Source organism: Thauera sp. 63, from assembly GCF_000310165.2.
GTDB classification, from domain to species: domain Bacteria; phylum Pseudomonadota; class Gammaproteobacteria; order Burkholderiales; family Rhodocyclaceae; genus Thauera; species Thauera humireducens.
In genome coordinates this window covers 144,934-170,740 of the sequence record NZ_AMXC01000004.1, presented here as the reverse complement: position 1 = coordinate 170,740, position 25,807 = coordinate 144,934, and the positions used below count along the sequence as shown (strand labels likewise).

The window sequence follows — 25,807 nt, the reverse complement described above, 5'->3', positions numbered from 1 at the left end:
GTGGCTCCACGGCGCGAATACGGCTTGCACACTATTTCGGCAATGACATCGACGTGCCATAAGGTAGCAAGGGCAGCCCTAGCTCCTTGAGGAATTCGTTGTGCCGCTCGGTAGCCGTCTTGATTTTTTGATCCAACAAAACCAGTTCTGAATGCACCTGCGCGACGTCGATCTCCTCCTCGGCTTCTGCCGTACTCACGTAGCGCGAAATGTTGAGGTTGAAATCGTTCTTCTCGATCTCCTCCATGCTTACACGGCGCGCGTAGCGATGCTCTTCCTTGCGGAACTGGTACGTGTCGATGATCTTGTCGATGTGCTCGGGCAAGAGCTGGTTCTGCCGCTTGCCCTTCTCGAAATGCTCGGCCGCGTTGATGAACAGCACGTCGTCCGGCTTCTTGCACTTCTTCAGCACCAGGATGCACACCGGTATGCCGGTGGAGAAGAACAGGTTGGACGGCAAGCCGATCACCGTGTCGATGTGACCGTCCTTGAGCAGCTTGGTGCGGATGCGCGCTTCCGCGCCGCCACGGAACAGCACGCCGTGCGGCAGGATGATGGCCATTACCCCGTCCTGCTTGAGGAAGTGAAAGCCGTGCAGCAGGAAGGCAAAGTCGGCCGCCGACTTCGGAGCCAGGCCGTGGTTCTTGAAGCGCACGTCCTCGCCGAGCGCATCGGTCGGTTCCCAGCGATAGCTGAAGGGCGGATTGGCCACCACGGCGTCGAATTTCGGCATCTTGGCCGGGTTGGTTTCCCGCAGCATGTCCCACTCGTTGAGCAGGGTGTCGCCATGGAAAATCTCGAACTCCGAATCCTTCACTCCGTGCAGCAGCATGTTCATGCGTGCCAGGTTGTAGGTGGTGATGTTCTTTTCCTGGCCGTGGATCTTGCCGATGCCATGCGGCCCCATGCGGTGGCGTACATTGAGCAATAGCGAGCCTGAGCCACAGGCAAAGTCCAGCACACTGTCCAGATGCGGGCGCCGGCCTGTCGCTGGCTCCTGCCCGTCCAGCGTGACGATGGCCGAGAGGATGCTGGAAATCGGCTGCGGCGTGTAGAACTCGCCGGCCTTCTTGCCTGAGCCCGCGGCGAACTCGCCGATCAGGTACTCATAGGCATCGCCCAGGGTGTCGCTGTTGGTGGAAAACTGCGTCAGCCCCTTGGCGATCTCGGCGATGATCTTGCACAACCGAGCATTGCGGTCGGGGTAGGTCTTGCCGAGCTTGTCCGAAGCCAGGTTGATCTCCGAGAACAGGCCCCGAAAGGTACTGGCGAACGACTCGTTCTCGATGTAGGCGAAGCCGTTTTGCAAGGTGTGCAGCAGCTCTTTGTCCTGGGTGCGAGCTTGTTCCGCAATACTGGTCCATAAGTATTCCGGGCGAACCACGTAATGCACCTTGCGGCGCATTTGCTTTTCGAATTCTGCGGTGTCGGCGGCGTTGTTCTCATACCAATCCGCCAGCGGCGCGCGGCGCTCGCCCTCAGCCAGCTTGGGATAGTCCGCCCCCAGTTCCTTCTGTGCGGCGGTCTCGTAGTTGTCCGACAGATAGCGCAGGAACAAGAAGGCCAGCATGTAATCGCGGAAGTCGTCCGCGTTCATCGCGCCGCGCAGTTGATCGGCGATCGCCCAAAGAGTCCTACCCAGTTTTTGCTTTTCGTATTCGGTCATGGTGTGCCTGTTGCCTCAACGGCTTGAGGGAATAATTCTGGATTGAATGGGTAGCGATTCAGCAAGTCATGCAGAATCTTCCTGAAATAGGCCTTGTTCTCGTCCAGCATCTGCTGTGGCTCGTAGAGCGAATAATTGCCGTGACTCAGGATATTGATCAGGCGGGCGTGCAGGATGCCGTCCGGGTCATCCTCCTGCTGCTTGATGCAAGCCGAGAAGTTCTTGTGGCCGTGAAAGCTCGCCGTCTTCTCCAGGATCGTGCGCAGCATGTTGAAGTGGTGGGTGAACAGCCTATCTTCCTGCGCAGCCTGGTACAGCTCGGCCAGAGCGGCGACGTGGTGAAAGAACGGCGTGTCGCCCGTCTCTTCACGCAAGACGTAGCCGCTACCTGCTGAGTTCTTGTTGATGAAATACCGCTTGGCATTCTTCAACTCATTGCACAACACATTGAAGAACAGCGTGTGGTGCGTCGAAAGAACGGTCTTGAGCTTGCTTTCAGGCCGCTTGAGCAGTTGCGCCAGGTGGTTGGCCACGGCAATCGCGTTGTGCTCGTCCAACGACGAAATCGGGTCGTCGATATAGAGGTGCTTGACCCAACGGTAAGCCTCGATCTCCGGGTCCATGGCCAGCTCGACGACGGCAAGGAAGAAGCACCAGACGAAGATGTTTTCCTCGCCGCGCGATACCTTGATGTTGTCGATGACCTGCCCGCCCACCGTGCGCGAGAAACGCACCGCCCATTCCTGCGTGTCGATGCGGAAATCGAAATCCGCATAGCGCTGCAGCAGCGGCCGGATGCGGTTGTCCATCTCCAACTCGGCCAGACCGGCAAAGAAGCGCGAGGCCGCATTGAGCATGAGCCTTCGGTCGTTGTCGCCTTCCAGATCGTTGTCCCAATGGAACAGGTCTTCGGTGAAGGCGTTGAAGTAGAGCGTGTCGCGCTTCTCGTCCTCACCTTCGCCTTGCTTGCCGATGTCCTTGAATGCCATGGACAGGCGCGTCTTGCCGGTGCCGTTGTAGGCATAGAGCAGGATGGTCTTCTTGTTCTCCAGCTCCTGCCGCAGGTGCGCGGCCAGTGCGGCCAGGTCGGTAAAGGTTTGACCCGGCTTCATGCCTGCACCGCATCCAGCGCCGGAAAAAGCTGCTGCATCAGGCCCTGCTTGTGGGTTTTGAGGGCTACTGTCTTTTGACTTTGAGCACTGATCAGTTCGTCGAGGGAGGACAAGCAGTCGGCGATTTTTTGTTGTTCGGCCAACGGAGGAATTGGGATCTCCATTTGTTTCAGGTGAGTTGGGCCGAAGTGCTTTATCCCTCCACCAACTGCGGCAGATGCAGCTTGTCGCGCAAAGTGCGGGCTTCCCAGAAAGGCCTTTAAATAGCCAAGGTTTAGTCGTTCATTGCTTGGTCGAAATCGAATGAGCCCGGTGTAGAAAACGGCACCAGTTGCAGCCTCGGTGACAATAGATGTGAGGCCAAAGGTCGCGCTGGTTGAAATAATTAGATCGTTGGGTGCAAGACGAAAATGTGACCACTTCTGCGTTACCTTTTCGGGATCCAGATAATTGCATCCATCAAGTGTGACAGCCGCTCCACCAACACCTGCGAGTCTAACGAGCGGCACTCCTTCACTGCGAAAATCAACGGCCATAATTCCTGGGCCTTCTTGAAAGAAGACGACCTCAGGCAGGCTAGCCACATTCCAATCGCCCTCATTTGAGAAGCACAGGCGGGGGACCGTTTCGCCCTCGCTGGGAAAAAGCTGCTGCATCAAGCCATTCTTGTGGGCCTTGATGGTGTCCAGTTTCTGGGTTTCCGCCGTGATCAGATCGTCAAGGGAAGACAGGCAGTCGGCGATTTTTTGCTGTTCGTCTTTGCTTGGAATGGCTAAGCCAAACCTCTCAATGATTGGCAGCCTCAAAGAAAGAACCGTTGATTTGACGGCGTTCTTGGCTAAAACGTCTTTGAAGCGGTCCAGCGTGTAGTAAACAAATTTGGCATAGCCTTTATGCTTCATTAGCGCATAGGCCCGCTGATGAAGATTAAACTTTCCTTGAAAGTACTTTGGCTGAAACCGCATGCCCTCGCCGGGAATGATGACTGCTTCGTCATCAAAGGCAAAGTCGCTGCTCTTCTTGATAACCTCGGAACGGTCAAACAACGGATAGACGCCGTCTTCTTCGTGGTCCTCAGCGTTTGCCTTGCCGTTGGTGATCCGCAGGCAAACATCAGCCAAAGCCTTATTTTCCCACTCCTCCGCATCCCGAAATTCAGGAAACCGCAACCTTGGCGTCAATGGGCGCTTATCGTTCCCGCTCATTCGGCGCGCTCCGCATTCATGGCAACCGATCCCGCCGCTGCAAGCACATCGGGCCGCGTCACGATGGCCTTGAAGAGGTTGCCGGCGCGGTCGTCGATGAGCTCGATGTCAGGCCAGGCCCGCAGGGCGCGCAGCAGGCCGCTGCCCAGCCCGCGATAAGGGAGGAGCTTGGCGGCGAAGGAAGCCAGGATGGGGTTGCGCATATTAGAGTTGCCGGCCTTGACGTTCTCGATGGTCAGGTTGTTGGGTAGGTGTCCGGGACTGATGATCTCGACTCGATCCGCAAACACCAGCACCCGCACCGGGGCGCTGATGAAGTAATCGCGGTGAATGAGCGCGTTGGCGACCAGCTCTTCCCAGACGATGCGTGGTACCTCGGGGCGGCCCAGGGTGTTGATGCCCTGATCCCCTTGCAGGGCTCGGGTGTTGGCGCTGATGAAGCCCAGCGTTTGCTGAAACACATCGGCCAGCTTGCCGGTGATGTCGCGGCTGTCGATGTAGCGCTCGTCCTCAATCTCGTTGCCGACAAAGGCCACCGCCTTGACGATGAAGGCCGGTAGCGCGTAGTGCGGCACCTTGGCGAACAACAGGCTACCTGCCACATTGAGCTGCCCCTGATTCATCAGGTTCATGTTGGTCAGCAATTGGGGCAGCGGCTGTTGGTGCTGGGCGAGCGGCTCACCGAATTGCTGCTCGAAGAAGGCTTCGAAGTAGGGCATGTCCACATCGCCCGCGCCCAGGCCGGCCACGGGTGTTTCGTCGGCATGAACCAAGCCCGCCTGCTGGAACAGGCGTTGCAGTTCCTCGCGCGAGGTGGCCCGACGCTTGTCTGGGCCAGACTTCACCCAGATAGCGCCGTTTCTGTCCATGTAAGGCTTGCTGATACCCTCAGGAATGGAGACCACCATAACCGTGCCTGCTGGGTGCGGCACGTTGTCGGTAAGCGGATTCACAGCGGGGCGCACGTTCTGCGATGCTGCGTTGGCGACAAGCTGATTGAGGCGGGCCACGTCGGCACCTGATAGGCCGCGCACCGAGCCATCGTCGTTCACGCCGATAAAGATGCGCCCGCCTGTGGTGTTGCTAAAGGCGACGATCTCCCCCGCCAAGGCATCGGCATTGGTGACGTCCGCCTTGAACTGATGGCGGCTGTCCTCGCCCCGACTGAGGATGTCGATCAGCTCTGTGGTTTCCATAGGTTGTAAACCTCTTTACGACGGTTGAAGGCTTCCTGGCCTCCTTCCATGATGTTGATGATGGCTTCCTGCACCGGGCGGGCGTCGATGCTGCCGCTTTGCGTGGTGACCTTTTCGTCTTGGTACTGGCAGGCGTGCACCTGCTCGGCGTCACCCAGCACCGGGAAATTGGCGTTGTGGGTGGCAAAGATGAATTGGGCGTGAGGTTTCATTTCACGCAGCAGCTTGATCACATCGTCGTAGATGGTCTGGTTGTCCAGATCGTCTTCTGGCTGGTCGATGATGATCACGTCGTTCTGCCGTTGGCTGAGCACATACAGCAGTAGTGCCGAAGCACGCTGCCCGAGCGAATGGTGCTTCAGCTCCTTGCCGCGATAGCGGATGACGAAGCGGTTGGGCACCTGCCAGGTGACGAACTCGGCCAGGTTCTGCATGAAGGTCTTCTCAAAGACCTCGGGGGTGCTGCCTGCCTTGGCCAAAGCTCCCGGCAGGGCACGCAACAGCCCGCCGAAATCGGCGTAGTCCTCCATGACCGCTCGCAGGGTGGTTTCGCGGATGTTGCTGCCCTTGAAAAGCTGCTGCATGAAGCTGATGGCGGCTTCCTTGTCGCCTTTGAAGTCGGCTTCGATCTGCAGGGCGGTGTGGCTGGCATTCACGCGGTCCAGTTCCGCCTTGATGGTGTTGAATTCGCGCAGCCAAAGCTCGTTGAGTTTGTCGATCTCGGCAAACAACGCATCGCGGATGCTGGTCTGCTGTGACTCCTGCTTGGCCAGCGCCTCTAACATCTGCTCAGCTTTGGTTTTGCGCTGTTGCTGGGCCAAGAAGTCGTCCGGCTGGATGGCGGTCATGCCGGTTTGCTTGAGTTCCTGGGCCAGTTGCCGCTCGACTTGTGCGAACTCCTCCTGAAGGCTCTTGCTTGCACCTTCAAACTCGCCCTGTTTGGTCTTGAGGCGAGCCGCAATGGCGCGCGCCTCTTGCTCGATCTGCTTGAGCTGATCGACCTTTGCAATGAGACTGGAAAACTCGGCGTAGTACGCAGAGAAGAATTCCGGGTTCTGCCGGGACACGTAGCTCGTCGCGTTGCGCAACTCGTCCTCGTGCTCGGCGAGCAGGCTGCCCAAGGCAAGGATGAAGTTGTCTGCCCGCTCTTTCATGCGCGTTAGCGCAGCGGCGTCCTGCTGGAAGCCCAGGCGCTTCTGGAGCTTGTCGGCAACGCCGTACTCTTCGAATTTCTTCAGGCGGAAGTTGGAATCGGTGAGTTGGGTCTCAAAGTCGCGCTTGAGTTCGGCGTTGTTGCTGAGTTTGAGCCAGCGTTGGGCGGCTTCGCGCACGCGCTGGCGTTGGTTCTCGATGTCATCGCGCAGCACACGAAGCTTCTCGCCGACCAGCTTTTCCACCAGATCGGTCTCGAAACCTTCGCCGGTGCTGGAGAGGTCTTTTTGCCCGAAGTAGATCGGGCGGCGCAGTACGGTTTCCCGGATCGATACGCCGGGCTGCAACTTGTCGTCCAGATAGACGTTGGGTGCTTCGCGGAAGATGCGGGAGATGGTGAATTCTTGCCCGTACACATCGCAGGCCGTCAGCGTCACTTTGCCGCCGCTGCCCAAGGTGTGGCGGATTAGCTCGTCTTTGTACTTGGTGTCCTGTGCTTTCTCGCCCCGTGGAATGTCGAGGGCGTAGCGCACTGCCTCAAGGATGGATGACTTGCCGCTGCCCCGGATGCCGATGAGCGTGTTGAGTCCCGGGGAAAAATGCAGCGTCTGCCCGTCAAGGATGCCACCATCGAAGTGGATGCTGCGAATATGGGATGCCTGGTGCTTGGGCGGCTCCGGCGCGACGCGCGAAGCGGGATCGCTCAAGGCGAACTTGACCGCCTCGAAGGACAATTCGCCCAGCTTGAGATAGCAGGTTTTGCCCCGGCCGATCTCGTCGATGCACTTGGGGTCACTGCCTTCAAGCTCGGCGGGGTACCAGTTTTGCAGCCAGCCCTGAACCTTGGTACGACTGGGCTTATCTTTGCCCGCACCATCATGGGTGCGCACCTTTTGGAAGCCCAGGGTTCTGCGCCGGAAAAACTCGTTTTGCCCCAGCTCGGAAAGGCGGCCGCCATCCAGCTCGGCCCACAGCCCACTGGGTGCTTCCACATGGGCGAAGACGAGGAAAAAGTCGCGGTGATAGCCTTCCAGCTTCTTGATCGTCTCCAGGAGAGACCAGGAGGTGCGGCCGTTCTCCTGTTCATACTCTGCCGGTGCTTTACCTTCGAACGCGCTGGTCAGGAATGGGTTGATGTAGTTGTGCTCATCGATCCATTCGTCGGAGAACACAACCAGCGTGTGGATGCCATTGGCCCCATCGTTGACGGACAGCTCTACGCCCGGCAGCAGTGCAATGCCTTTCTTTAGGGCCGTCTTGCGTAGCGCTTTGAACTCTTCGAAGTCGAACTTGTTGTGATTGGTGATGACGCCCAGTCGGATTTGCGCTTTCTCCAGCGCTTCGACGTAGTTGCTGTTGTAATAGTTGTCATCGCCCGCGTACTTGAATTCGCGGTCTGCGCGGGTGTGCAGATGAAGGTCGGCGCGAACCCATTGCGCCCCTTCTGCGAAGAGGGCGGTGCGCGCCCCCGATTGCTTGGGCTGCAGGTTATCCATCATCACCCCTCCTCATACGCCGACAGCCCGGCAATCTCGCGCCCCTGTGCCAGTTTGTGCAGCAGAGGCGTCAGGTCTTCCACCAGTGCCAGTTCCTTCTGGGTGCGCGCCTTCCAGCCCAGGCCCAAGGGCGCCATCAGCTCGCTCAAGGCTTCGCCGTCGAAGATGCGGCGGCGCAGCACTTCATCGACAAAGGCTTGCAGCGCGGAAGCCTCCAGGCCATGCCGCGCCGCGATGCCGGCAAGTTCGCGCGTCTTCTTCTCGGCCTTGAAGCGCTCGTAACCGTCGCGGATTTGCTTTTCATCCAGCGCCTCGCCCACAGGTAGGCCGCGGATGTATTCGGCGATGTCCTCGCGCTCGTCGATGAACTTGGCGTCTGACTGGATCAGGCCGATGAGCTGCTCTCGGTTGAGGGTCACCTTGCCGGGCTTCTGCTGCGTCATGCGGGCGATCAGGCCCATGATGTAGTCGTAGTCGATCACCGCCGAGGCAAAGAGCACGAACTCGAAGTCGAGCTGCTGCACCTCGGGCGGAGCCTGATCGCCTTGCTTGTCCTGCTGTTCCTTCAGCCGCTTGGCCGTTTCCAGGTATACGCCCTTGAAACCCTGCAAAGCTTCTGGCGGCGCGATCTGGCTGATCTGTGCTTGTTGATCCTCGTTCAGGTCGGTGTACTGGTCGAGCTGGGTTTTGAGGCGCTGCACTTCCTTGAACAGGTTGACGAATTGGCTGCGCGCAGCGTCGCCCTTGAGATTGGCTACCTCTTCTGGCGCATTGGCCAGGCCCTGCGATTGCATGAAGTCGGCCAGCCTCTGGGTAGCCGTCTGCAGGTTGTCGATGACCTTTGGTGCAGGGTCAACAAGCCAGATTTCGCGAGGGTTGTCGATCTTCTCGCCGGAAAATAGCGCAATGGCTTCTTCCACCGGCTTCTGCTGCTGCCGGAAGTCGAGGATGTTGCCGTAGGGCTTGCTGTCGTTCAGCACGCGATTGGTGCGCGAGAACGCCTGAATCAAGCCATGGTGCTTGAGGTTCTTGTCCACGTACAGGGCGTTCAGGTACTTGGAGTCGAAACCGGTGAGCAGCATGTCCACCACGATGGTGATGTCGATCTTCTGGGCGTGGGGCAGATCGGCATTGGGGTACTGCTGGTCCTTGATGCGCTTCTGCACGTCCTGGTAGTACAGATCGAACTCACCGATGCGGTGGTTGGTGCCAAAGCGGACGTTGTAGTCGGCAATGATGCGGGTGAGCGCGGCTTTCTTGCCTTCCGGGTCCTCTTGGTTGTCTTCCTTTTCCTGCGGCAGGTCTTCCTGAATCTGCTGCACATCCTTGTTGCCCTCGGCGGGCGGCGAGAAAACGCAAGCGACGTTCAGCGGCTGGAAGGCGTCGTCTTCTCCCTGCTTCTTCGCCTGGAGGGTCTGGAAGGCTTCGAAGTATTCGATGGCGTCGTTGATGCTGGCGGTGGCCAGCACAGCGTTGAACTTGCGCCCGTTGGTGGCAGCATCGTGTTTGGCGAGGATGGTCTCGATGACCTTGGCCTTTGCCAAGCCTTCGCCGGGCTTGGGCGGGTTCTTGCCTTCGGGCTTGAAGTAGTCCACGTGGAAGCGCAAGACGTTGCGGTCTTCGATGGCGTGGGTGATGGTGTACTGATGCAGGCAGCGCTGGAACAGGTCGTCCGTGGTGCGGTAGCTGGCCTGCTGGCCTTCGATCTGCTGATAGCTGGCGTTCTGTTCGAAGATCGGCGTGCCAGTGAAGCCGAACAACTGTGCTTTCGGGAAGAACTCCTTGATGGCCTTGTGGTTCTCGCCGAATTGCGAGCGGTGGCATTCGTCGAAGATGAACACCATGCGCTGGTTGCGTAGCGGCTCCAGACGCTCTTTGTAGTTGCGCTTGTTGTTGCCGTCGAGCGCCAGGCCCAGCTTCTGGATGGTGGTGACGATGACCTTATCCGCGTAGTCGTCAGCCAGCAGGCGGCGCACCAGCGTTTCGGTGTTGGTGTTCTCTTCGACGCAGCCTTCTTGGAAGCGGTTGAATTCCTCGCGGGTCTGGCGATCCAGGTCTTTGCGGTCCACCACGAACAGGCATTTGTCGATGTCCGGGTTGTCCTTGAGCAAGGTTGACGCTTTGAACGAGGTAAGCGTCTTGCCGCTGCCGGTGGTGTGCCAGATGTAGCCGTTGCCGCAGTTCTGGTGGATGCAGTCGACGATGGCCTTGACGGCATAGATTTGGTACGGCCGCATCATGAGCAGTTTCTGCTCGCTGGCTAGCAGCACCATGTAGCGGCTGACCATCTGGCCCAAGGTGCACTTGGCGAGGAACTTCTCGGCGAAGTTTTCCAGTTGGGTGATCTTCTTGTTGTCCTCGCTTGCAAACTGGTAGACAGGTAGGAAGCGTTCGTCAGCGTTGAAGCTGAAATGGCGCGCGTTGTTGTTGGCGAAGTACCAGGTGTCGGTGCGGTTGCTGACGATAAAGAGCTGGATGAAGCACAGCAGCGTCTTGCCGTAGCCGTTGCCGGGGTCGCTCTTGTAATCGACGATCTGCTGCATGGCCCGGCGCGGGCTGACGGCCAGGGTTTTCAGCTCGATCTGCACCACCGGCACGCCGTTGATGAGCAGCAGCACGTCGTAGCGGTGGTGGCTGTAGTCGGTGTTGATGCGCAACTGATTGACCACCTCGAAGTGGTTCTTACACCAGTCGCGGATATTGACGAGGGTGTAGTTCAGCGGCGTGCCGTCGTCGCGCTCGAAGCTGTTGATGTTGCGCAGCGTCTGGGCGGCGTTGTACACATCAGGCGTGATGACGCTGTCGAGCAGGCGCTGGAATTCGCTGTCGGTCAGGCGAACGCGGTTGAGGGCCTCGAACTTTTCGCGGAAGTTCGCCTCCAGCGCGGCACGATCGCGGATATCGGGGCGGTAGGTGTATTTGAGATCTTCCAGTGTGGCAATCAGATCTCGTTCGATTTGGTTTTCTGTTGTCGTCATGAACCGGACCCCTTCCTTCGCAGTGCTGTTTTGACCCATGTTCACACTGCCTCCGACTTCTTCCTATTTATGCTCTCGGCGATCCAGCGATCCAGTTCGGAGCGGCGAAAGCGCCACGTGCCCCCGAGCTTGAACGCCGGAATTTCTCCCTTCTGGGCCAAGCGATAGACCGTCCGTTTTCCGGCTTTGAGGTATGCGGCGACTTCGTCGAGCGTCAGGATTTCGTCTTCTGGATCAGTCATCGTCTTGCCTTTGCCATTTGCCGACGCTGGATTTCGTTAGCCAAGATTGGCCAATTCTACCAAGCACGGTAGGCGCTCGCCAGCTCCGCATTCCGGGAGCTCTGCGCAGTCGATGGCCGCCTCGACCCAGGAATCCGGTCATGCCGTAGTTCCCATTCCCTGCGGCGCAAAGCGAGAGCGCGCCACAGCATCTGGCCATCCGCTTCAACGGGGAATGGCACGATGGGACAGACCAACCGCAGCACATCCGCATGGCCTGCGCTTGCCGTGGTGTTGGCTGTGTCGTTCTCGGCGCTGCAGCCTGCCGTCGCCGCCGACAGCCTCGCCTCGGAGCGTGAGCAGCTCGCCGCGCTTGCCCGCCAGCTCGACCTGATCGACCGCCTCGCCGAGCACGCCGCCAATACCGCGCCGCAGGAACGCGCCCGCTACCACTTCGACTACGCCCGGCTGCGCGCAGACCTGATGCGCGTTCGCGCCGGCCTGCAGGACTACCTCGTGCCCCAGCGCGCCCAGCCGCGCGATCCCGTCCCGCTGGCCGGCGATTACGTCCGCCGCGACCGCGCCGACGACGAGGAGCCATCGCCATGACGCCCTCTGCCGATCAGGTCGCCGCCTTCCAGGCCAACGGCGGCTTTGCGCCTTCGGTCGTCTCTGCCGTGGTGCTCGCTTTCGTGTTCGCCGTGTTGCTGCTGTGGGGCGTGTGGGCCATGCGCACCGCCTACGTCGGCTGGGCCGAGCACCGCATCACTGAACGTCAGTTCCTCGCCGTCGTCGTGCGCTTCGTGGCGATGTATCTGGTGCTGACGTTCTTCCTCCTCTCCTGACCGTCACGAAAGGCCATACGCCATGAACATGCCACCGACATCCCATCGCATTCCGTCCCGCATCGCCGCTCCGCTGCTGCCGCTGGCGCTCGCAGGCCTGCCGCTGTCGGCCTTCGCGCAGGGCCTGCCGACCATGGAGGACCCATCGCGCGGCCAGGGCAGCGGCATTCTGCAGACCTTGCAGAACTACGGCTACGACATCGTGCTGCTGATCGCGCTGCTCGTGGTCGCCTCGATGTTCGTCGGTGTCTGCTATCACGCCTACACGCGCTACTCGGAGATCCACACCGGCCGCGCCACCTGGGGCCAGTTCGGCCTGACGGTCGCCGTGGGCGCGATCCTGCTGGTGGTCGGCATCTGGCTGCTCACCAAAGCCACCGGCGTGCTGTAAGGGCGGCAAGCGATGGCCGTCCCTTCGGAGACCCCGCGCGACACGCTGGTGACCTTCCTGCCGCACCGGCTGAACCGCCAGCCGGTGGTCGTGCGCGGGCTGACCGCCGACGAGTTGTGGATCTGCGCCGGCCTGTCGGCCGCAGCCGGGTTCGCGCTCGGCCTGCCGCTGGCCTGGCTCACGCACAGCATCGCCATGGTGCCCACGCTGATCGTCGCCGGCATCGCGCTGGGCGTCTTCGTCGGCGGTGGCTTCCTGCGCGCACAGAAGCGTGGCCGGCCCGACACCTGGCTGTACCGGCAGCTCCAGTGGCGGTTGGCCCTGCGGCATCCGGCGCTGGCAGCGCTCCTGGGCGGCCAGCGTCTCGTCACCCGCTCGGGCTACTGGACTACCCGGCGCAACACCGATCGAGGGGCGCCATGAGCCGTTTCAAGAACGAGGTTGCGCACCTGCAGGCGCACGTGAAGACGCTGCGTCTGGGGGCCGGCGCGTTGTTCGTGGTGGCGCTGCTGCTCGGCTTCGGTTGGTGGAGTGCGCCGAAGAGTCTGACCATCCATGTGCCGCCGGACTTGCGCTCGGGCAGCACGCGCAAGTGGTGGGACGTGCCGCCCGAGAGCGTGTATGCCTTCTCGTTCTACATCTGGCAGCAGGTGCAGCGCTGGCCCACGAACGGCGAAGAAGACTACCCGCGCAACCTGCGCGCGCTGTCGGCCTACTTCACGCCGAGCTGCCGGGCCTTCCTGCAACAGGACTACGAGTACCGGCGCGCCAGTGGCGAGCTGCGTCAGCGCGTGCGCGGCATCTACGAGATTCCCGGCCGCGGCTACGGCGATGATCCGGCCACGCGCGTCAAGGTGCTCTCCGACCGCGATTGGATCGTCACGCTCGACGTGAGCGCGGACGAATACTACGGCTCCGAGCAGGTCAAGCGCGCCCTGGTGCGCTACCCCATCAAGGTCGTCCGGCTGGACATCGACCCCGAGCACAACCCCTTCGGCCTGGCGCTGGACTGCTACGCCAGCGCACCCCAGCGCATCGAACCGTCGCCGACGCCGACCGAGGCCGGCGTGCCCGCCAATGCCTCCGGCCATCTGCAGGGAGACTCCCCATGAAGCCCGTTAACTGGTCGGCCCTGGCCGGCGTCCTGCTGATCCTCGGTTTCGTGCCGGCCAGCCAGGCCGTGGAAATCCTGCGCTGGGAGCGGCTGCCCCTGCCGGTGCCGCTGGTGGTCGGCCACGAGCGCGTGGTCTTCATCGACCGCAATGTGCGCGTCGGCGTGCCGGCCAGCGTCGGCGACCACCTGCGCGTGCAGAGTGCGGGTGGCGCGATCTACCTGCGGGCGAGCGAGCCGATTCCGTCCACGCGGCTGCAACTGCAGGACGTGGAATCCGGCGCGCTGATCCTGCTCGACATCGCCGCCGAGCCGGCGAAGGACGGCCAGGCGCCGCTGGAGCCGGTGCGCATCGTGGAGGCGGAAGCCCCCGCGAAGCGCTACGGCGGCGGTGCAGCAAGTGGCGCGGACGAGCAGGCCGATGCGCCCGCAGACAAATCCGTTCCCCGGCGCGAAACGCCGGTATCGGTCGTGCTGACGCGCCATGCCGCGCAGAACCTGTACGCGCCGCTGCGCACCGTCGAGCCGGTCGCCGGCATCGGGCGCGTAAACCTGCGCCGCGACCTCGCGCTGGACACCTTGCTGCCGACGCTGCCGGTGCACGCGCGGGCATTGGCCGCGTGGCGCCTGGAAGACCAGTGGGTGACGGCCGTGCGCCTCACCAACACCTCGGCGCGTTGGCTCGACCTCGACCCGCGCGCCCTGCAGGGGAACTTCGTGGCGGCGACCTTCCAGCATCCGAACCTGGGGCCGGCCGGCACCCCGTCCGACACCACGGTGCTCTACCTGGTCACGCGCGGCCACGGCCTGGCCGAGTCGCTGCTGCCGGCGCTGAGCCCGATCGATGCCACCGCGAACCTGCCGCCGGCCGCCGCGGCCGGCTCGACCGGAGGAGCGCGCGATGAAAAGTAATCCGCTGCTCAAGTGGCTGCTGATCCCGATGGCGCTGCTGCTGGTGTTCGTCGGCGTCAAACTGTTCTCCGGCGCCCCCGGCGGCCAGCCCGCCCCCAAGGGCGCGGCCAGTACGCTCACGCCCGAGGAGATGAAAGCCCTGGGCATCGCAGGCGACACGCCGCGCGATACCGTCGCCACGCTGGTGGCCCAGGTGAAGCAGTTGCGCACCGAGCTGCAGAGCGCGCTCGGCGACAACAAGCAGCACAAGGCCGAGAACGAGCGCCTGCGTGCCCGGGAAAGCGCGATCGACCAGCGCATCCAGAGCGCGCTGGAAGGCGAGCGCAACCGCCTGGAGCAGGAGCGCACCCAGGTGGCCAGCGACAGGCAGCAGACCCAGGGGCTGCTGCAGGATCTGCAGCGGCAACTGGACGGCCTTGCCGGCAAGGGTGGCCCGTCCGACCTGCCCGTCGGGCTGGGGCTGGAAGAGGGTGACGGCAAGCGCTTCAACCGCGGCGTCGGTGGTACGCAGTGGGTCGAGCCCGACGATGCCAAGGTCGACGCCAAGAACGGCAGCAAGGAGCCGAGCTTTCCCCTGAGCTTCGGGCCGGCCCAGAAAAGCCTGTCGGCCGCAGCGGAATCCGTCGCCGACGTCGGCAGCCGCGCGGTGGGTGCCTCCACGAAGGCGGTCTACACCGTGCCGTCGAACTCGACGCTCATGGGGTCGATTGCCATGACGGCGCTGATCGGGCGCGTGCCGATCGATGGAACGGTCAACGACCCGTACCCGTTCAAGGTGCTGATCGGCCCGGATAACCTCACGGCCAACGGCATCGACATCCCCGACGTGGCCGGCGCCGTGGTCAGCGGCACGGCCTCGGGCGACTGGACGCTCTCGTGCGTGCGCGGGCAAATCCGCTCGGTCACGTTCGTGTTCCAGGACGGCACCATCCGCACGGTGCCGGAGGACAGCGGCAAGGGCGGCAGCAGCGGCGGCAACTCGGGTCACAACGGCGCCAGCATCCAAGCCGGCCTGGGCTGGATCAGCGACCCCTACGGCATTCCCTGCGTCAGCGGCGAGCGGCGCAGCAACGCCCAGCAGTACCTGGGCAGTCAGGCGCTCATCACCGCGGCCGGCGCCGGCGCGGCCTCGCTCATCAAGTCCGACAACGGCAGCGTGGCCGTGGTCGCCAACAGCAACGGCTCGCTGGGCACCGTCGGCATCAGCGGCAACGAAGCGATGGGCCGCATCCTCGCGGGCGGCGTGCGCGACATGGCCGATTGGGTCAACAAGCTCTACGGCCAGGCCTTCGCGGCGGTCTACGTGCAGCCCGGCGCCAAGGTGGCCGTGCATCTGGAGCAGCCGCTCGACATCGACTACGACGCCAAGGGGCGTCGGGTCCACCACCGCACCGGAGAAGCCCATGCCTCGGATCTGGATTGACGCGGCCGCCGTGCTGCTGGCGGCCACCCTGCTCGGCGGCTGCGCTACCAGCAAGGAGAAGCTGCTGCCGCACGGCGACAGCACCATGCTCGACATCTGGCATCGGGAGACCGGCGGCAGCGCGGGCGGCGGCCAGGCCGCGCGGCAACTGCTCGATGCGCGCCAGGGCCTGCGCCGGCCGCTGGTCGAGGCCGATGTGCAGGCGGCGCCCGGCGTGCAGGCGCGCTACACCCGTACCGCGCAGAACGAGATCTACCGCCAGTTCCACCGCCTGCCGAACCCCGACCTGGTGATGTACGTGTTCCCACACCTGGCGGGCACCGACCCGGTGCCGGTGCCCGGCTACAGCACGGTGTTCCCGCTCTACCAGCGCGTGCAGTACGCGATGCCGGGCGAGCGCGTGGAGGACTACTGATGGCCTGGTCGCTGTCGTGGTCACGCAAGGGCGACGCATCGCCTGCTGACGCCGTGGATGCGACCGATGATGCCTGGGCACGGCACGTGGCGGCCTTGGTGGCACAGGGTGTCGCCGAGCCGGGCAGCGCGCTCGGCCGGGGCCGGCGCAGGCCGGCCACCCAGGCCGACCACGATGCGCTCTATGGCGTCGCGCCGTCGTTCGCGGACTTGCTGCCCTGGGTCGAGTACCTGCCCGGCAGCAAGTGCATGTTGCTGGAAGATGGCCAGTCGGTGGCGGCCTTCTTCGAGCTGGCGCCGGTCGGCACCGAGGGCCGCGAGATGGCCTGGCTATGGCAGGCGCGCGATGCGCTGGAGAACGCCCTGCAGGACTCCTTCGACGAGTTGGACGACAACCCCTGGGTGGTGCAGCTCTACGCCCAGGATGAGGCCGACTGGGACAACTATCTGCGCTCCCTGGCGAACTACCTGCAGCCGCGCGCACAGGGCAGCGCGTTCAGCGACTTTTACCTGCGCTTCTTCGCCCATCATCTGCGGGCCATCGCCAAGCCGGGTGGCCTGTTCGAGGACACCACGGTGACGCGCCTGCCGTGGCGCGGCCAGGTGCGGCGCGTGCGCATGGTGGTCTACCGCCGCACGTCCGCGGCGCCGACCCCGCGGCGCGGCCAGTCGCCCGAGCAGGCGCTGACCACGATCTGCGACCGCCTCGTCGGCGGGCTGGCGAATGCCGGCGTGAAGGCTCGGCGTCTCGGCGCGGCGGACATCCACGCCTGGCTGCTGCGCTGGTTCAACCCGAATCCGACCTTGCTCGGCGCCACCGCCGAAGACCGGGAACGCTTCTACGCGCTGACCCGCTACCCGGAAGAGCGGGAGGAGGGCGAGATCGAACTCGCCAGCGGCACCGACTTCGCGCAGCGCCTGTTCTTCGGCCAGCCACGCTCGGACGTGCCCAACGGCCTGTGGTTCTTCGACGGCATGCCGCATCGGGTGATCGTGATGGATCGCCTGCGCACGCCACCCGTGACGGGCCATCTCACGGGCGAGACGCGCAAGGGCGGCGATGCCATGAACGCGCTGTTCGACCAGATGCCCGAGGACACGGTGATGTGCCTGACGCTGGTCGCCACGCCCCAGGACGTGCTGGAGGCGCACCTCAACCACCTCGCCAGGAAGGCTGTCGGCGAGACACTGGCCTCGGAGCAGACCCGGCAGGACGTGCAGCAGGCGCGCGGCCTGATCGGCAGCGCGCATAAGCTCTACCGCGGCGCGCTGGCGTTCTACCTGCGCGGCCGCGACCTGGCCCAGCTCGATGCGCGCGGCCTGCAGCTCGTCAACGTGATGCTCAACGCCGGCCTGCAACCGGTACGCGAAGAGGACGAGGTGGCGCCGCTGAACAGCTATCTGCGCTGGCTGCCCTGCGTGTTCGATTCGGCTGCCGACAAGCGCCAGTGGTACACCCAGCTCATGTTCGCGCAACATGCGGCGAACCTGGCGCCGGTCTGGGGCCGCAGCCAGGGCACGGGGCATCCGGGCATCACGTTCTTCAACCGCGGCGGCGGTCCGATCACCTTCGATCCGTTGAACCGCCTCGACCGGCAGATGAACGCGCATCTGTTCCTGTTCGGCCCCACGGGTTCGGGCAAGAGCGCGACGCTCAACAACATCCTGAACCAGGTGACGGCGATCTACCGGCCGCGCCTGTTCATCGTCGAGGCTGGCAACAGCTTCGGCCTGTTCGGCGACTTCGCGGCACGGCTGGGCCTCACCGTGCATCGGGTGAAGCTCGCGCCGGGCGCGGGCGTCAGTCTGGCGCCGTTCGCCGACGCCTGGCGCCTGGTCGATACGCCGAGCCAGGTACAGACGCTGGACGCCGATGCGCTCGACGAAGACCAGACCGATGCCGGCATGGCCGTGGAAGGCGATGAGCAGCGCGATGTGCTCGGCGAGCTGGAGATCACTGCACGACTGATGATCACCGGCGGCGAGGACAAGGAAGAAGCGCGCATGACGCGCGCCGACCGCAGCCTGATCCGCCAGTGCATTCTCGATGCGGCCCAGCATTGCGTGGCGGACAGACGCACGGTGCTCACGCGCGATGTGCGCGACGCGCTGCGCGAGCGCGCCCGCGACGCCACGCTGCCGGAGATGCGGCGCGCACGGCTGCTGGAGATGGCCGACGCCATGGATATGTTCTGCCAGGACGTGGACGGCGAGATGTTCGACCGGTCCGGCACGCCGTGGCCCGAGGCGGACATCACCATCGTGGACCTGGCCACCTTCGCGCGCGAGGGCTACAACGCCCAACTCTCGATTGCCTACATCTCGCTCATCAACACCGTCAACAACATCGCCGAGCGCGACCAGTTCCTGGGCCGTCCGATCATCAACGTGACGGACGAAGGCCACATCATCACGAAGAACCCGCTGCTCGCGCCCTACGTGGTCAAGATCACCAAGATGTGGCGCAAGCTCGGCGCCTGGTTCTGGCTCGCCACGCAGAACCTCGACGACTTGCCGAAGGCGGCCGAGCCCATGCTCAACATGATCGAGTGGTGGATCTGCCTGTCGATGCCACCCGATGAAGTGGAGAAGATCGCGCGCTTCCGCGAACTCAACGCTTCGCAGAAGGCGCTGATGCTCTCGGCGCGCAAGGAGGCCGGCAAGTTCAGCGAGGGCGTCATCCTGTCCAAGTCGATGGAGGTGCTGTTCCGCGCCGTGCCGCCCAGCCTCTACCTGGCGATGGCGATGACCGAGCCCGAGGAGAAGGCCGAACGCTTCCAGTTGATGCAGCAGCACGGCATCAGCGAACTGGATGCCGCCTTCCGCGTGGCCGAGAAGGTCGACCGTGCGCGGGGCATCGAACCCCTGGCGCTGGACACGTTGGCCTGACGGGAGCAACACGATGCGCATGCCTTCATTCGCCCGCCGTCATCCCTGGATCGGCCTGCTGATCGTGGTGACGATTGTGGTCGCCTCGTGGATGCTGCTGCGCGCGCCGCATCCGGCAACCGAGTCCATGTCCCTGGCCGCCGCCGGGTCCGAAGCGTCGAAACCGGCTGGCCCGCCCTGGCTGTATGGCCGTGCCGATGCGCGCTTCACGGTGGTCGGGTACGCCGACCTGGAGTGTCCGTACTGCCGGGCCTACTTCCCCGCGCTCAAGCGCTGGATCGACGCCCATCCCGAGGTGAACTGGCAGTGGCACCACCTGCCGCTGTCCATGCACGAGCCGGCCGCGACTGCCGAGGCACGCCTGGCCGAGTGCGCGGGCGAGACTGGCGGACATGCCACGTTCTGGCAGGCCGTGGCGTGGCTCTACTCGAACACCCGTGGCGACGGCCAGGGCCTGCCGGAGGGCCTGCGATATCCCGACCTCACGCCAGCCATGCAGGGTTGTCTCGACAGCGAGCGCCCCGATGCCGTCATCCGTGCCCAGGCGGTGGAAGCCGCGCAGCAGGGCATCGCGGCCACGCCGGCCCTGCAACTGCGCGACCGCGAGTCCGGCAAGACCCTCCTGCTGCACGGTCCCGTCGAAGGCGATGCCTTGCTGTCGGCCATCGACCTGCTCGCTGCCGGCAGCACGACCGCAGCCGAACCCGCCCATTCCCCAGACATGCCCGCCGGCGTTGCCGGTGACATGCCCAGGTAGCCATTGATCTTCAAGGCTGCGGCGCGGCTCGTCCGCGTTGATCGAAACCCGTTCGCATCGCATCCCTTGACGCGAACAGCCACCGCATCCGCGGTGGTGGATGCCCGCTCGTCACCTGCTCCATCCCCATCGTCCCCTGGAGGGTTTGCCCTCCACGGGCAGGCGCCCTCCGATCTCATCCATTGGAGGTTCGCCATGTCTCTTGTCATCGCCGACTCCCGCCCGGAGCCGCTCACCCTGATCGCCGCCCAGCACGAAAACTGGATCATCCGGCAGGCCATCACCCTGCTGGAGAACCGCGTGTTCAAGGCCGGTCCGGCGCTGGGCAGTCCCGCCGCCGTGCGCGACTACCTGCGCCTGAAACTGGTCGCGGAGCCGAACGAAATCTTCGCCGTCGTGTTTCTCGACAACCAGCACCAGGTGCTCGCCTTTGAGCCGCTGTTCAAGGGCACGGTCGACCAGACTTCGGTGTATCCGAGGGTGGTGGTCCAGCGTGCGCTGGCGCTCAACGCTTCGGCGCTGATCCTGGCGCATCAGCACCCCTCGGGGAACACCGAGCCCTCGGCCGCTGATCGTGCGATCACCGAGCGGCTGAAGAGCGCCCTGGCCACCGTCGATGTCCGGGTGCTGGATCACTTCATCGTCGGCAAAGGCAGTCCGTACTCGTTCGCCGAAGCCGGCTTGTTGTAGCAGCACCACCCCACGCGCATTCATTTCATCACCACGGGAGCCCTCGGCTCCCGTTTCCTTTCGCCGGTGCGCAGAAAATCGGGACTGACCGGTTTCGGTTTCTTTGTCGTTCCCTGATCTGCGTTGCGCTCGACTACGAGTCTGCATCGACTCCGCGGAGGCGCGACATGCCGGCTCATTCCCTCAACCTTCCTGCCGCCTCGCGGCGCCCCCTGGCCGCCAGGCTGGCCGCTGGACTCTGCGCCGCGCTGCTCGGTCCCATCGCGGCGGCCGCCGATGTGCTCGTGGTCACCGACGGCCGTCATCCGGTGCAGACCCCGGCCGGCGTGCGGATCATCGAGCTGGACCAGGCCACGCGCTTCGAGGTCGAACTCGCCGCGCACCTGCCGGCCGACCCGCAACAGGCCGCAGCCGTGGTGCGGCAGCGGTTGCATGACGGCGGCGAGGCCCTGCAGCGCCGCATCGGCCATGCCTACCAAGGTGTCGCGGATGCCTGGGGGCTGGGCATCGCCAAGATTCCCGCCGTGGTGGTCGATCGACGCTACGTGGTCTACGGCGAGCCCGACGTGTCCCGCGCCGTCGCGCGCATCAACGCCTACCGGAGCACGCAGCCATGAGCCTCCTGCTGGCACGCCGGCGCCTGCGCGCCACTGTCGCCTCGCTGCTGTTGGGCACGGCCACGTCGACGTTCGCCCTGGACACCGCCACCATCGTCTCGTCGGCGTTGTCCCCCGACTGCCTCGAATACCGCGTGGTCGGAATCTGCTACTGGCTGTACTGCACGCCCTTCGGCTGCTCGGTTCGCACCTCCGTCAAGGTGCGCCACTACGTCCCCGATGCGGTGGTGTCGAGCTACTCGAACACCGGCGAAAACCCGTGGCTGGAAGTCAGGGCGATGAGCATGCCCAACCCGACCGCCAAGGCTGGCGGTGACGGCACGACCAATCACGACAACGAGAACAACCTCGCCAAGTTCAAGAACGCCGATGTCATCGGCCATCCGGCCGGGCTGGTGTTCAGCCAGTTCGCCAGCGCCTCCGGCTACACCTGCGAAGGCGCTGGCACGGCCTTCATGCCGTATCTGCTGAGCACGCTCGACACGATCGCCTGGCGCTACAACATCCCGGAAGCGTTCTACCCCGAAGCGCTTATCCCCGGCCGGCGCGAAATCGGTACGCGCACCGGCCTGAACCTCTGGGGCAACGTGTATCCCCGCGGTGGCTTCCTGCACCAGACCGACGACCACAAGAGCGGCGCCGTGGTCGCGCAGCGCGCGGGCGACATCGTGACGCGCCGCAACCAGATTCACGTGTATCAGCCCCTGCTGGCCAACGCCCGCGACGGCTACTGGCCGGCCGGCGCGCTGATGGAGACCGACGCCTCGACGGGCAAGTGGCAGGAGCTGACGCCCACGCTCTCGAACAGTTGCGTGGTCTTCCCGCACAGCCGCACCCGCGTGCAGGCCCAGCAGGGCGACTACGCCTGGGCCTTGTGGCGGCCGTACTCCTGCTGCCGGCGCCGTGGCCAGGTCTTCCTCGGCAGCGTCGATTTCATGTGAGGAACCCACGATGAACGCCTCCCTCCCTGACTTCCTGCGTCGCGCGAAGTCGCACCTGCGGGCCACGCTGCTCGTGGCGGCCATCACGCTGGTCGTCGGCGTCGCCTGGGCGCAGACCCGCATCGACCCCAATGGCGTGAACGTCAGCGGCAGCGTGATCGGCGACGACGTGCTCTACAGCATCGGCGGCGGCCGGGCCGTGTCGATGGGTGGTGCCGGCAACATGCAGAGCATCGGCGTCGGCGTCGGCTGGAACAGCAACCTGATCTGCGGCGACATGAGCATCACCACGACGCTGCAGAACCAGCTCAACGGCATCACCAACGGCTTCCAGACGATCATGAGCAACGTGATCCAGAACGCCACCAGCGCCGTGGCCTCGCTGCCGGCCCTGATCATCCAGCGCGCCGACCCGGGTCTGTACAACCTGCTCACCAACGGCATCCTGCAGGCGCGCCTGGATTTCGACCGCTCGAAGATGACCTGCCGCGCCATCGCCAATCGCATGGCGGACATGGCCGGCGGCCAGGCCGGCTGGGACCAGCTCGCCGAAGGGATGGCGCTGCGGGATGCGGTCAGCAGCACCGATGCCGTCGCCGCCATCGAGCAGGCCGAGTCCAACAAGGGAAACAACGGCGTGCCATGGGTCGGCGGCGGCAACGCGGGCGGCTCCGGTCAGAGTTCGATCAAGGTGGTCGGCGACGTGACGCGCGCGGGCTACAACCTGCTCAACGGGCGCAGCGCCACCGATAGCTCGTCGATCGCGCGCAGCGCCTGCGGCAACCGCCTGACCTGCCAAACCTGGTTCTCGCCCCAGGCGGCCGCGGACTGGGCGACCCGCGTGTTGGGCGAACGCGAGCAGCGCACCTGCGAAAACTGCACGAAGACCCAGACCACGCCTGGCGTCGGGCTGACGCCAATGATCCAGGAAGAGTACGAGACCAAGCTGCAGGCGCTGCAGGAACTGGTGACGGGCGCCCGGCCGACGACGCTGGCCAATCTCGACGCAGCCGGCAGCAGCTCGCTGCCGATCACCCGCGGCGTGATCGAGGCCCTGCGTGACGAGCCCGACCAGGACGTGCTGGGCAGGCGCCTCGCGTCCGAGGCGGCGCTGTCCAGCGTGCTGGAGAAGGCCCTGCTGCTGCAACGCACGTTGCTGACCGGCAAGAAGGAGCCGAACGTCGCCGCCAACGAGCTGGCCGTGCAGGCGGTCGGCCAGGAGAACAGCGCACTGGAGCAGGAGATCAACAACCTCAAGACCGAGCTGGAGCTGCGGCGCACGCTGGCCGGCAACTCGGCGATGGCGATCATCCAGCGCCACAGCACCCGCGCTGCCGGTTCGCGCGGCGTCTTCGAGGGCGACACCACGCGCGACCGTCTGCGGGAAGTCCAGAAGCCGCGGAGCGGTACGCCATGAGCCGGCTGGCCTGGCTGCGGCTGCCATGGCTGTTCAACCGCCGCATCGGCTTGGCGCTGCTGTGGACCTTGCTGGTGGTCGCCGCCGCGGTGGCGGTGAACATCACTGGCATCCACGTGGTCGGCGGCGTCGAGGGCTGGCAGCACTGGCTGAAGGCGCACGCCGGCCACTTCTTCGTGTGGCGTCTGTGCCTCTACGGAGCGACGGCTTACGGCTGGTGGTGGATGCGTCGGCGCCTGTTGCGGCGGGAGCCGTCCCGCGAGACGCATCAGCGCCTGCTGTGCACGGAGATCGCGGCCGTGATCGCCGTGGTCGCGCTGGAAGCCAGCCAATTGTTGCAGCACGGCTGAGACCGGGAGGCAGGCATGACGCTCTACACCACGGACTACCTGGAGTATTACCTGACCCTGGTGGCTTGGGTGGTCAACAACGGCATCTGGAGCATCCTCGTGGCCAGCGGGGTGTTCGCGCTGCCGTTCGTGGCCATCGTGATCCAGGAATGGCTCAAGGCCCGCGGCGAAGGTGCGGACGAGGGCAACAAGGGCGTGCTGTCGTCGATGCGCATCGAGAACCGGGTGTGGGTGGCGATCGTGGTCATCATGTTCGCCGGCATCCCGTTCATCCCGGTGGATCTCGCCACGATCAAGTTCGACACCACGCGCTCCGCGCAATGCCAGGTCAACGTCCCACTGCCCAACGACACGGGCTGGTCCAACGTCTACACGGCGCTAAACGACCAGAGCGCGCTGGTGCCGGTGTGGTGGTTCTTCATGCACGCGCTGTCGAAAGCCGTGACGGGCTCCGCGGTGGCAGCGATTCCCTGCGGCACGGACCTGCGTCAGATTCGCATGGATGTGGATGCCACGCGCATCGACGATCCGGTGCTGGCACAGGAGGTCGCCGACTTCACGCACGACTGCTACGGGCCGTCGCGCGCCAAGCTGTTCATGAACCGGCCGACGCTCTCCGACGAGCAGATGAACGACGTCACCTGGATCGGGTCGAGTTACTTCCTCGACACGCCCGGCTTCTATGACACCTATCGCGCCAAGACCCCACGCACGGCCTGGCCCTACGACGCGACCCGCGATGCAGGGCTGGCACAGGTGGACAGCGGCGGCGGCTATCCGTCCTGCCGGCAGTGGTGGGCCGATGGCGGCCAGGGACTGCGCAGCCGGCTGCTGGCACAGGTCGACCCGGACCTGCTGACCCGCATCGGGCGCTGGGTGGGCTTCCTGTCGCAGAGCGAGGTCAATGACTCAGTGATCCGCGCCGTCGTCTCACCGCGGCAGCAGAAGATGAACCAGGGCGCCGTCTACACCGACTACGGCGGCCAGATCGACAAGACGCTGCCGAACATCGTCACGCGCGGCGCGAGCGACCTGGGGCTGACCGTCGGCTCGCTGGGCTTCTTTCCGGCGATGGACGTGGTGCGCCAGGCGCTGCCGATGGTGCTGGCGATGCTCAAGATGGCGCTAGTCATCTGCATCCCGCTGGTGCTGCTGATCGGCACCTACGACCTGAAGACGGTGGTGACGGTGAGCTGCGTCCAGTTCGCGCTGTTCTTCGTGGACTTCTGGTTCCAGCTCGCACGCTGGATCGACAGCACGATCCTGGATGCGCTCTACGGTTGGGGGTTTGGCGCGGACAGGCCGCACACGAACTTCGATCCGCTGATCGGCTTGAACAACGCCTTTGGCGACATGCTGCTCAACTTCGTCATGGCGATGATGTTCATCGTGCTGCCGACGTTTTGGGTGATGGCATTGGCTTGGGCAGGCGTGCGCACGGGAAATATCGTGCAGGGGTTGTCCACCGCCACCTCGGACGCCAAGGGCGCTGGGGGGCGTGGCGCTGGCATGGCAATGAGCGCCGTATCGAAGAAGTGACCGCCGTTCAGTCGTCGTCGGTCACATGCGGGTCGATGCGCCAATCGCTCTTGTCATAAAGCCCGAAGCCGTTGGGGCCTTCCCTCCACTCGGGTTGCGGTTCCTTTTGATCAGGGTCGTCGTGCTGCACGAGCCATGCAGCAGTTACCGCAAAGGCAAGCAGCAGGGCCAGCCAGAACGCGGAGTAGAGCAGCGCACCGAGCACGGCGAGCTTGACGATCCAGAGCACCGCCGTCGCCGCGCCCGCGGGCACCCCGCGCGTCACCAGCCAGCCGGCGACACGCTGCTCGCGGCGCACGTATCCACGCCAGGCACGGCCAGCCCCCCGGCCCAGCCGGTGGCTCCAGCGCCCGTTGTGCGTGTTGGTGGTCATGCTCATATGCCTCGGCTTCAGTGGTGCCTCACCTCGCGGAGCGGCCGGTCGTGGCCTGCCTTCCAGCATAGACCGCGATCAGGAGGGCGGGTTGCGGCCGGCAGAGCCGGGT

Annotated in this window: 24 protein-coding genes; 16 read left to right on the top strand and 8 right to left on the bottom strand. The window is 64.2% G+C overall.

Translation table 11 applies throughout. The annotated features are described in order from the left end of the window. Positions 1-31: 31 nt before the first annotated feature. The 7 genes from C664_RS05825 to mads1 are packed head-to-tail and all read right to left on the bottom strand — an operon-like array spanning position 32 to position 11,047. Positions 32-1,666 carry a type I restriction-modification system subunit M gene (locus C664_RS05825; protein ID WP_004254954.1) on the bottom strand — a complete coding sequence of 545 codons (1,635 nt, stop codon included), beginning with the start codon at positions 1,664-1,666 and terminating at the stop codon, positions 32-34. Beyond that, a complete protein-coding gene (locus tag C664_RS05820; protein WP_004254950.1) occupies positions 1,663-2,778 on the bottom strand; it encodes an AAA family ATPase in 1,116 nt (371 codons plus the stop codon). The genes C664_RS05825 and C664_RS05820 overlap by 4 nt, the downstream gene beginning before the upstream one ends. Next, entirely contained in the window at positions 2,775-3,983 is a 1,209-nt protein-coding gene (locus C664_RS05815; RefSeq protein ID WP_004254947.1) for a restriction endonuclease subunit S, read from the bottom strand. The genes C664_RS05820 and C664_RS05815 overlap by 4 nt, the downstream gene beginning before the upstream one ends. Continuing rightward, on the bottom strand, positions 3,980-5,179 hold the full coding sequence (locus C664_RS05810; RefSeq protein WP_004254945.1) for an RNA-binding domain-containing protein: 1,200 nt from the start codon (positions 5,177-5,179) through the stop codon (positions 3,980-3,982). Before C664_RS05810 ends, C664_RS05815 begins: the two co-directional genes overlap by 4 nt. Then, positions 5,161-7,830 carry a TrlF family AAA-like ATPase gene (locus C664_RS05805; RefSeq protein WP_038011038.1) on the bottom strand — a complete coding sequence of 890 codons (2,670 nt, stop codon included), beginning with the start codon at positions 7,828-7,830 and terminating at the stop codon, positions 5,161-5,163. The genes C664_RS05810 and C664_RS05805 overlap by 19 nt, the downstream gene beginning before the upstream one ends. After that, complete coding sequence (locus C664_RS05800; protein ID WP_004254932.1) at positions 7,830-10,805, bottom strand: type I restriction endonuclease subunit R; 2,976 nt, start codon at positions 10,803-10,805, stop codon at positions 7,830-7,832. Before C664_RS05800 ends, C664_RS05805 begins: the two co-directional genes overlap by 1 nt. Positions 10,806-10,846: 41 nt before the next feature. Then, positions 10,847-11,047 (bottom strand): methylation-associated defense system helix-turn-helix domain-containing protein MAD1, encoded by a 201-nt coding sequence (gene mads1 / locus C664_RS05795; RefSeq protein WP_004254928.1) that lies wholly within the window; start codon positions 11,045-11,047, stop codon positions 10,847-10,849. A 222-nt stretch (positions 11,048-11,269) separates the two neighbouring features. On the opposite strand from mads1, the gene C664_RS05790 reads away from it, so the two are divergent. The 16 genes from C664_RS05790 to C664_RS05715 all read left to right on the top strand — a co-directional run bounded on the left by C664_RS05790 (position 11,270) and on the right by C664_RS05715 (position 25,322). Then, positions 11,270-11,635: an integrative conjugative element protein, RAQPRD family gene (locus C664_RS05790; RefSeq protein WP_004254925.1), complete on the top strand. Its 366-nt coding sequence runs from the start codon at positions 11,270-11,272 to the stop codon at positions 11,633-11,635. Next, on the top strand, positions 11,632-11,871 hold the full coding sequence (locus C664_RS05785; RefSeq protein ID WP_004254918.1) for a TIGR03758 family integrating conjugative element protein: 240 nt from the start codon (positions 11,632-11,634) through the stop codon (positions 11,869-11,871). Before C664_RS05790 ends, C664_RS05785 begins: the two co-directional genes overlap by 4 nt. A gap of 22 nt (positions 11,872-11,893) precedes the next feature. After that, entirely contained in the window at positions 11,894-12,262 is a 369-nt protein-coding gene (locus C664_RS05780; protein WP_004254916.1) for a TIGR03745 family integrating conjugative element membrane protein, read from the top strand. 12 nt (positions 12,263-12,274) lie between these two features. After that, positions 12,275-12,685 (top strand): TIGR03750 family conjugal transfer protein, encoded by a 411-nt coding sequence (locus C664_RS05775; RefSeq protein ID WP_004254913.1) that lies wholly within the window; start codon positions 12,275-12,277, stop codon positions 12,683-12,685. After that, a complete protein-coding gene (locus tag C664_RS05770; RefSeq protein ID WP_004254909.1) occupies positions 12,682-13,374 on the top strand; it encodes a PFL_4703 family integrating conjugative element protein in 693 nt (230 codons plus the stop codon). Before C664_RS05775 ends, C664_RS05770 begins: the two co-directional genes overlap by 4 nt. Continuing rightward, entirely contained in the window at positions 13,371-14,285 is a 915-nt protein-coding gene (locus C664_RS05765; RefSeq protein WP_004254907.1) for a TIGR03749 family integrating conjugative element protein, read from the top strand. Before C664_RS05770 ends, C664_RS05765 begins: the two co-directional genes overlap by 4 nt. Then, positions 14,275-15,708, top strand: a complete 1,434-nt coding sequence (locus tag C664_RS05760; RefSeq protein ID WP_004254905.1) for a TIGR03752 family integrating conjugative element protein — start codon at positions 14,275-14,277, stop codon at positions 15,706-15,708. Before C664_RS05765 ends, C664_RS05760 begins: the two co-directional genes overlap by 11 nt. Beyond that, complete coding sequence (locus C664_RS05755; protein ID WP_004254902.1) at positions 15,689-16,123, top strand: TIGR03751 family conjugal transfer lipoprotein; 435 nt, start codon at positions 15,689-15,691, stop codon at positions 16,121-16,123. The genes C664_RS05760 and C664_RS05755 overlap by 20 nt, the downstream gene beginning before the upstream one ends. Next, on the top strand, positions 16,123-19,011 hold the full coding sequence (locus tag C664_RS05750; protein ID WP_004254899.1) for a conjugative transfer ATPase: 2,889 nt from the start codon (positions 16,123-16,125) through the stop codon (positions 19,009-19,011). The genes C664_RS05755 and C664_RS05750 overlap by 1 nt, the downstream gene beginning before the upstream one ends. 13 nt (positions 19,012-19,024) lie before the next feature. Further along, positions 19,025-19,768, top strand: coding sequence for a DsbA family protein (locus tag C664_RS05745; protein WP_004254897.1), 744 nt, complete (start codon positions 19,025-19,027; stop codon positions 19,766-19,768). 195 nt (positions 19,769-19,963) lie between these two features. After that, positions 19,964-20,458 (top strand): RadC family protein, encoded by a 495-nt coding sequence (gene radC, locus C664_RS05740; RefSeq protein WP_004254895.1) that lies wholly within the window; start codon positions 19,964-19,966, stop codon positions 20,456-20,458. A 167-nt stretch (positions 20,459-20,625) separates the two neighbouring features. Then, entirely contained in the window at positions 20,626-21,075 is a 450-nt protein-coding gene (locus C664_RS05735; protein ID WP_004254891.1) for a TIGR03757 family integrating conjugative element protein, read from the top strand. After that, a complete protein-coding gene (locus C664_RS05730) occupies positions 21,072-22,016 on the top strand; it encodes a TIGR03756 family integrating conjugative element protein (RefSeq protein ID WP_004254871.1) in 945 nt (314 codons plus the stop codon). Before C664_RS05735 ends, C664_RS05730 begins: the two co-directional genes overlap by 4 nt. A 10-nt stretch (positions 22,017-22,026) precedes the next feature. Then, positions 22,027-23,433 (top strand): integrating conjugative element protein, encoded by a 1,407-nt coding sequence (locus tag C664_RS05725; RefSeq protein ID WP_004254870.1) that lies wholly within the window; start codon positions 22,027-22,029, stop codon positions 23,431-23,433. Next, positions 23,430-23,783 carry a hypothetical protein gene (locus C664_RS05720; protein WP_004254869.1) on the top strand — a complete coding sequence of 118 codons (354 nt, stop codon included), beginning with the start codon at positions 23,430-23,432 and terminating at the stop codon, positions 23,781-23,783. The genes C664_RS05725 and C664_RS05720 overlap by 4 nt, the downstream gene beginning before the upstream one ends. Positions 23,784-23,798: 15 nt before the next feature. Further along, positions 23,799-25,322 carry a conjugal transfer protein TraG N-terminal domain-containing protein gene (locus C664_RS05715; protein WP_004254868.1) on the top strand — a complete coding sequence of 508 codons (1,524 nt, stop codon included), beginning with the start codon at positions 23,799-23,801 and terminating at the stop codon, positions 25,320-25,322. Between the two features lie 7 nt (positions 25,323-25,329). On the opposite strand, the gene C664_RS05710 is transcribed toward C664_RS05715, so the two are convergent. Then, positions 25,330-25,695 carry a DUF3742 family protein gene (locus C664_RS05710; RefSeq protein ID WP_443080592.1) on the bottom strand — a complete coding sequence of 122 codons (366 nt, stop codon included), beginning with the start codon at positions 25,693-25,695 and terminating at the stop codon, positions 25,330-25,332. Positions 25,696-25,807: the final 112 nt, after the last annotated feature.

Coding starts and splice junctions, on each gene's coding strand:
- C664_RS05825 (WP_004254954.1), bottom strand. CDS start 1,666: ATGACCGAATACGAAAAGCAAAAACTGGGTAGGACTCTTTGGGCGATC.
- C664_RS05820 (WP_004254950.1), bottom strand. CDS start 2,778: ATGAAGCCGGGTCAAACCTTTACCGACCTGGCCGCACTGGCCGCGCAC.
- C664_RS05815 (WP_004254947.1), bottom strand. CDS start 3,983: ATGAGCGGGAACGATAAGCGCCCATTGACGCCAAGGTTGCGGTTTCCT.
- C664_RS05810 (WP_004254945.1), bottom strand. CDS start 5,179: ATGGAAACCACAGAGCTGATCGACATCCTCAGTCGGGGCGAGGACAGC.
- C664_RS05805 (WP_038011038.1), bottom strand. CDS start 7,830: ATGATGGATAACCTGCAGCCCAAGCAATCGGGGGCGCGCACCGCCCTC.
- C664_RS05800 (WP_004254932.1), bottom strand. CDS start 10,805: ATGACGACAACAGAAAACCAAATCGAACGAGATCTGATTGCCACACTG.
- mads1 (WP_004254928.1), bottom strand. CDS start 11,047: ATGACTGATCCAGAAGACGAAATCCTGACGCTCGACGAAGTCGCCGCA.
- C664_RS05790 (WP_004254925.1), top strand. CDS start 11,270: ATGGGACAGACCAACCGCAGCACATCCGCATGGCCTGCGCTTGCCGTG.
- C664_RS05785 (WP_004254918.1), top strand. CDS start 11,632: ATGACGCCCTCTGCCGATCAGGTCGCCGCCTTCCAGGCCAACGGCGGC.
- C664_RS05780 (WP_004254916.1), top strand. CDS start 11,894: ATGAACATGCCACCGACATCCCATCGCATTCCGTCCCGCATCGCCGCT.
- C664_RS05775 (WP_004254913.1), top strand. CDS start 12,275: ATGGCCGTCCCTTCGGAGACCCCGCGCGACACGCTGGTGACCTTCCTG.
- C664_RS05770 (WP_004254909.1), top strand. CDS start 12,682: ATGAGCCGTTTCAAGAACGAGGTTGCGCACCTGCAGGCGCACGTGAAG.
- C664_RS05765 (WP_004254907.1), top strand. CDS start 13,371: ATGAAGCCCGTTAACTGGTCGGCCCTGGCCGGCGTCCTGCTGATCCTC.
- C664_RS05760 (WP_004254905.1), top strand. CDS start 14,275: ATGAAAAGTAATCCGCTGCTCAAGTGGCTGCTGATCCCGATGGCGCTG.
- C664_RS05755 (WP_004254902.1), top strand. CDS start 15,689: ATGCCTCGGATCTGGATTGACGCGGCCGCCGTGCTGCTGGCGGCCACC.
- C664_RS05750 (WP_004254899.1), top strand. CDS start 16,123: ATGGCCTGGTCGCTGTCGTGGTCACGCAAGGGCGACGCATCGCCTGCT.
- C664_RS05745 (WP_004254897.1), top strand. CDS start 19,025: ATGCGCATGCCTTCATTCGCCCGCCGTCATCCCTGGATCGGCCTGCTG.
- radC (WP_004254895.1), top strand. CDS start 19,964: ATGTCTCTTGTCATCGCCGACTCCCGCCCGGAGCCGCTCACCCTGATC.
- C664_RS05735 (WP_004254891.1), top strand. CDS start 20,626: ATGCCGGCTCATTCCCTCAACCTTCCTGCCGCCTCGCGGCGCCCCCTG.
- C664_RS05730 (WP_004254871.1), top strand. CDS start 21,072: ATGAGCCTCCTGCTGGCACGCCGGCGCCTGCGCGCCACTGTCGCCTCG.
- C664_RS05725 (WP_004254870.1), top strand. CDS start 22,027: ATGAACGCCTCCCTCCCTGACTTCCTGCGTCGCGCGAAGTCGCACCTG.
- C664_RS05720 (WP_004254869.1), top strand. CDS start 23,430: ATGAGCCGGCTGGCCTGGCTGCGGCTGCCATGGCTGTTCAACCGCCGC.
- C664_RS05715 (WP_004254868.1), top strand. CDS start 23,799: ATGACGCTCTACACCACGGACTACCTGGAGTATTACCTGACCCTGGTG.
- C664_RS05710 (WP_443080592.1), bottom strand. CDS start 25,695: ATGACCACCAACACGCACAACGGGCGCTGGAGCCACCGGCTGGGCCGG.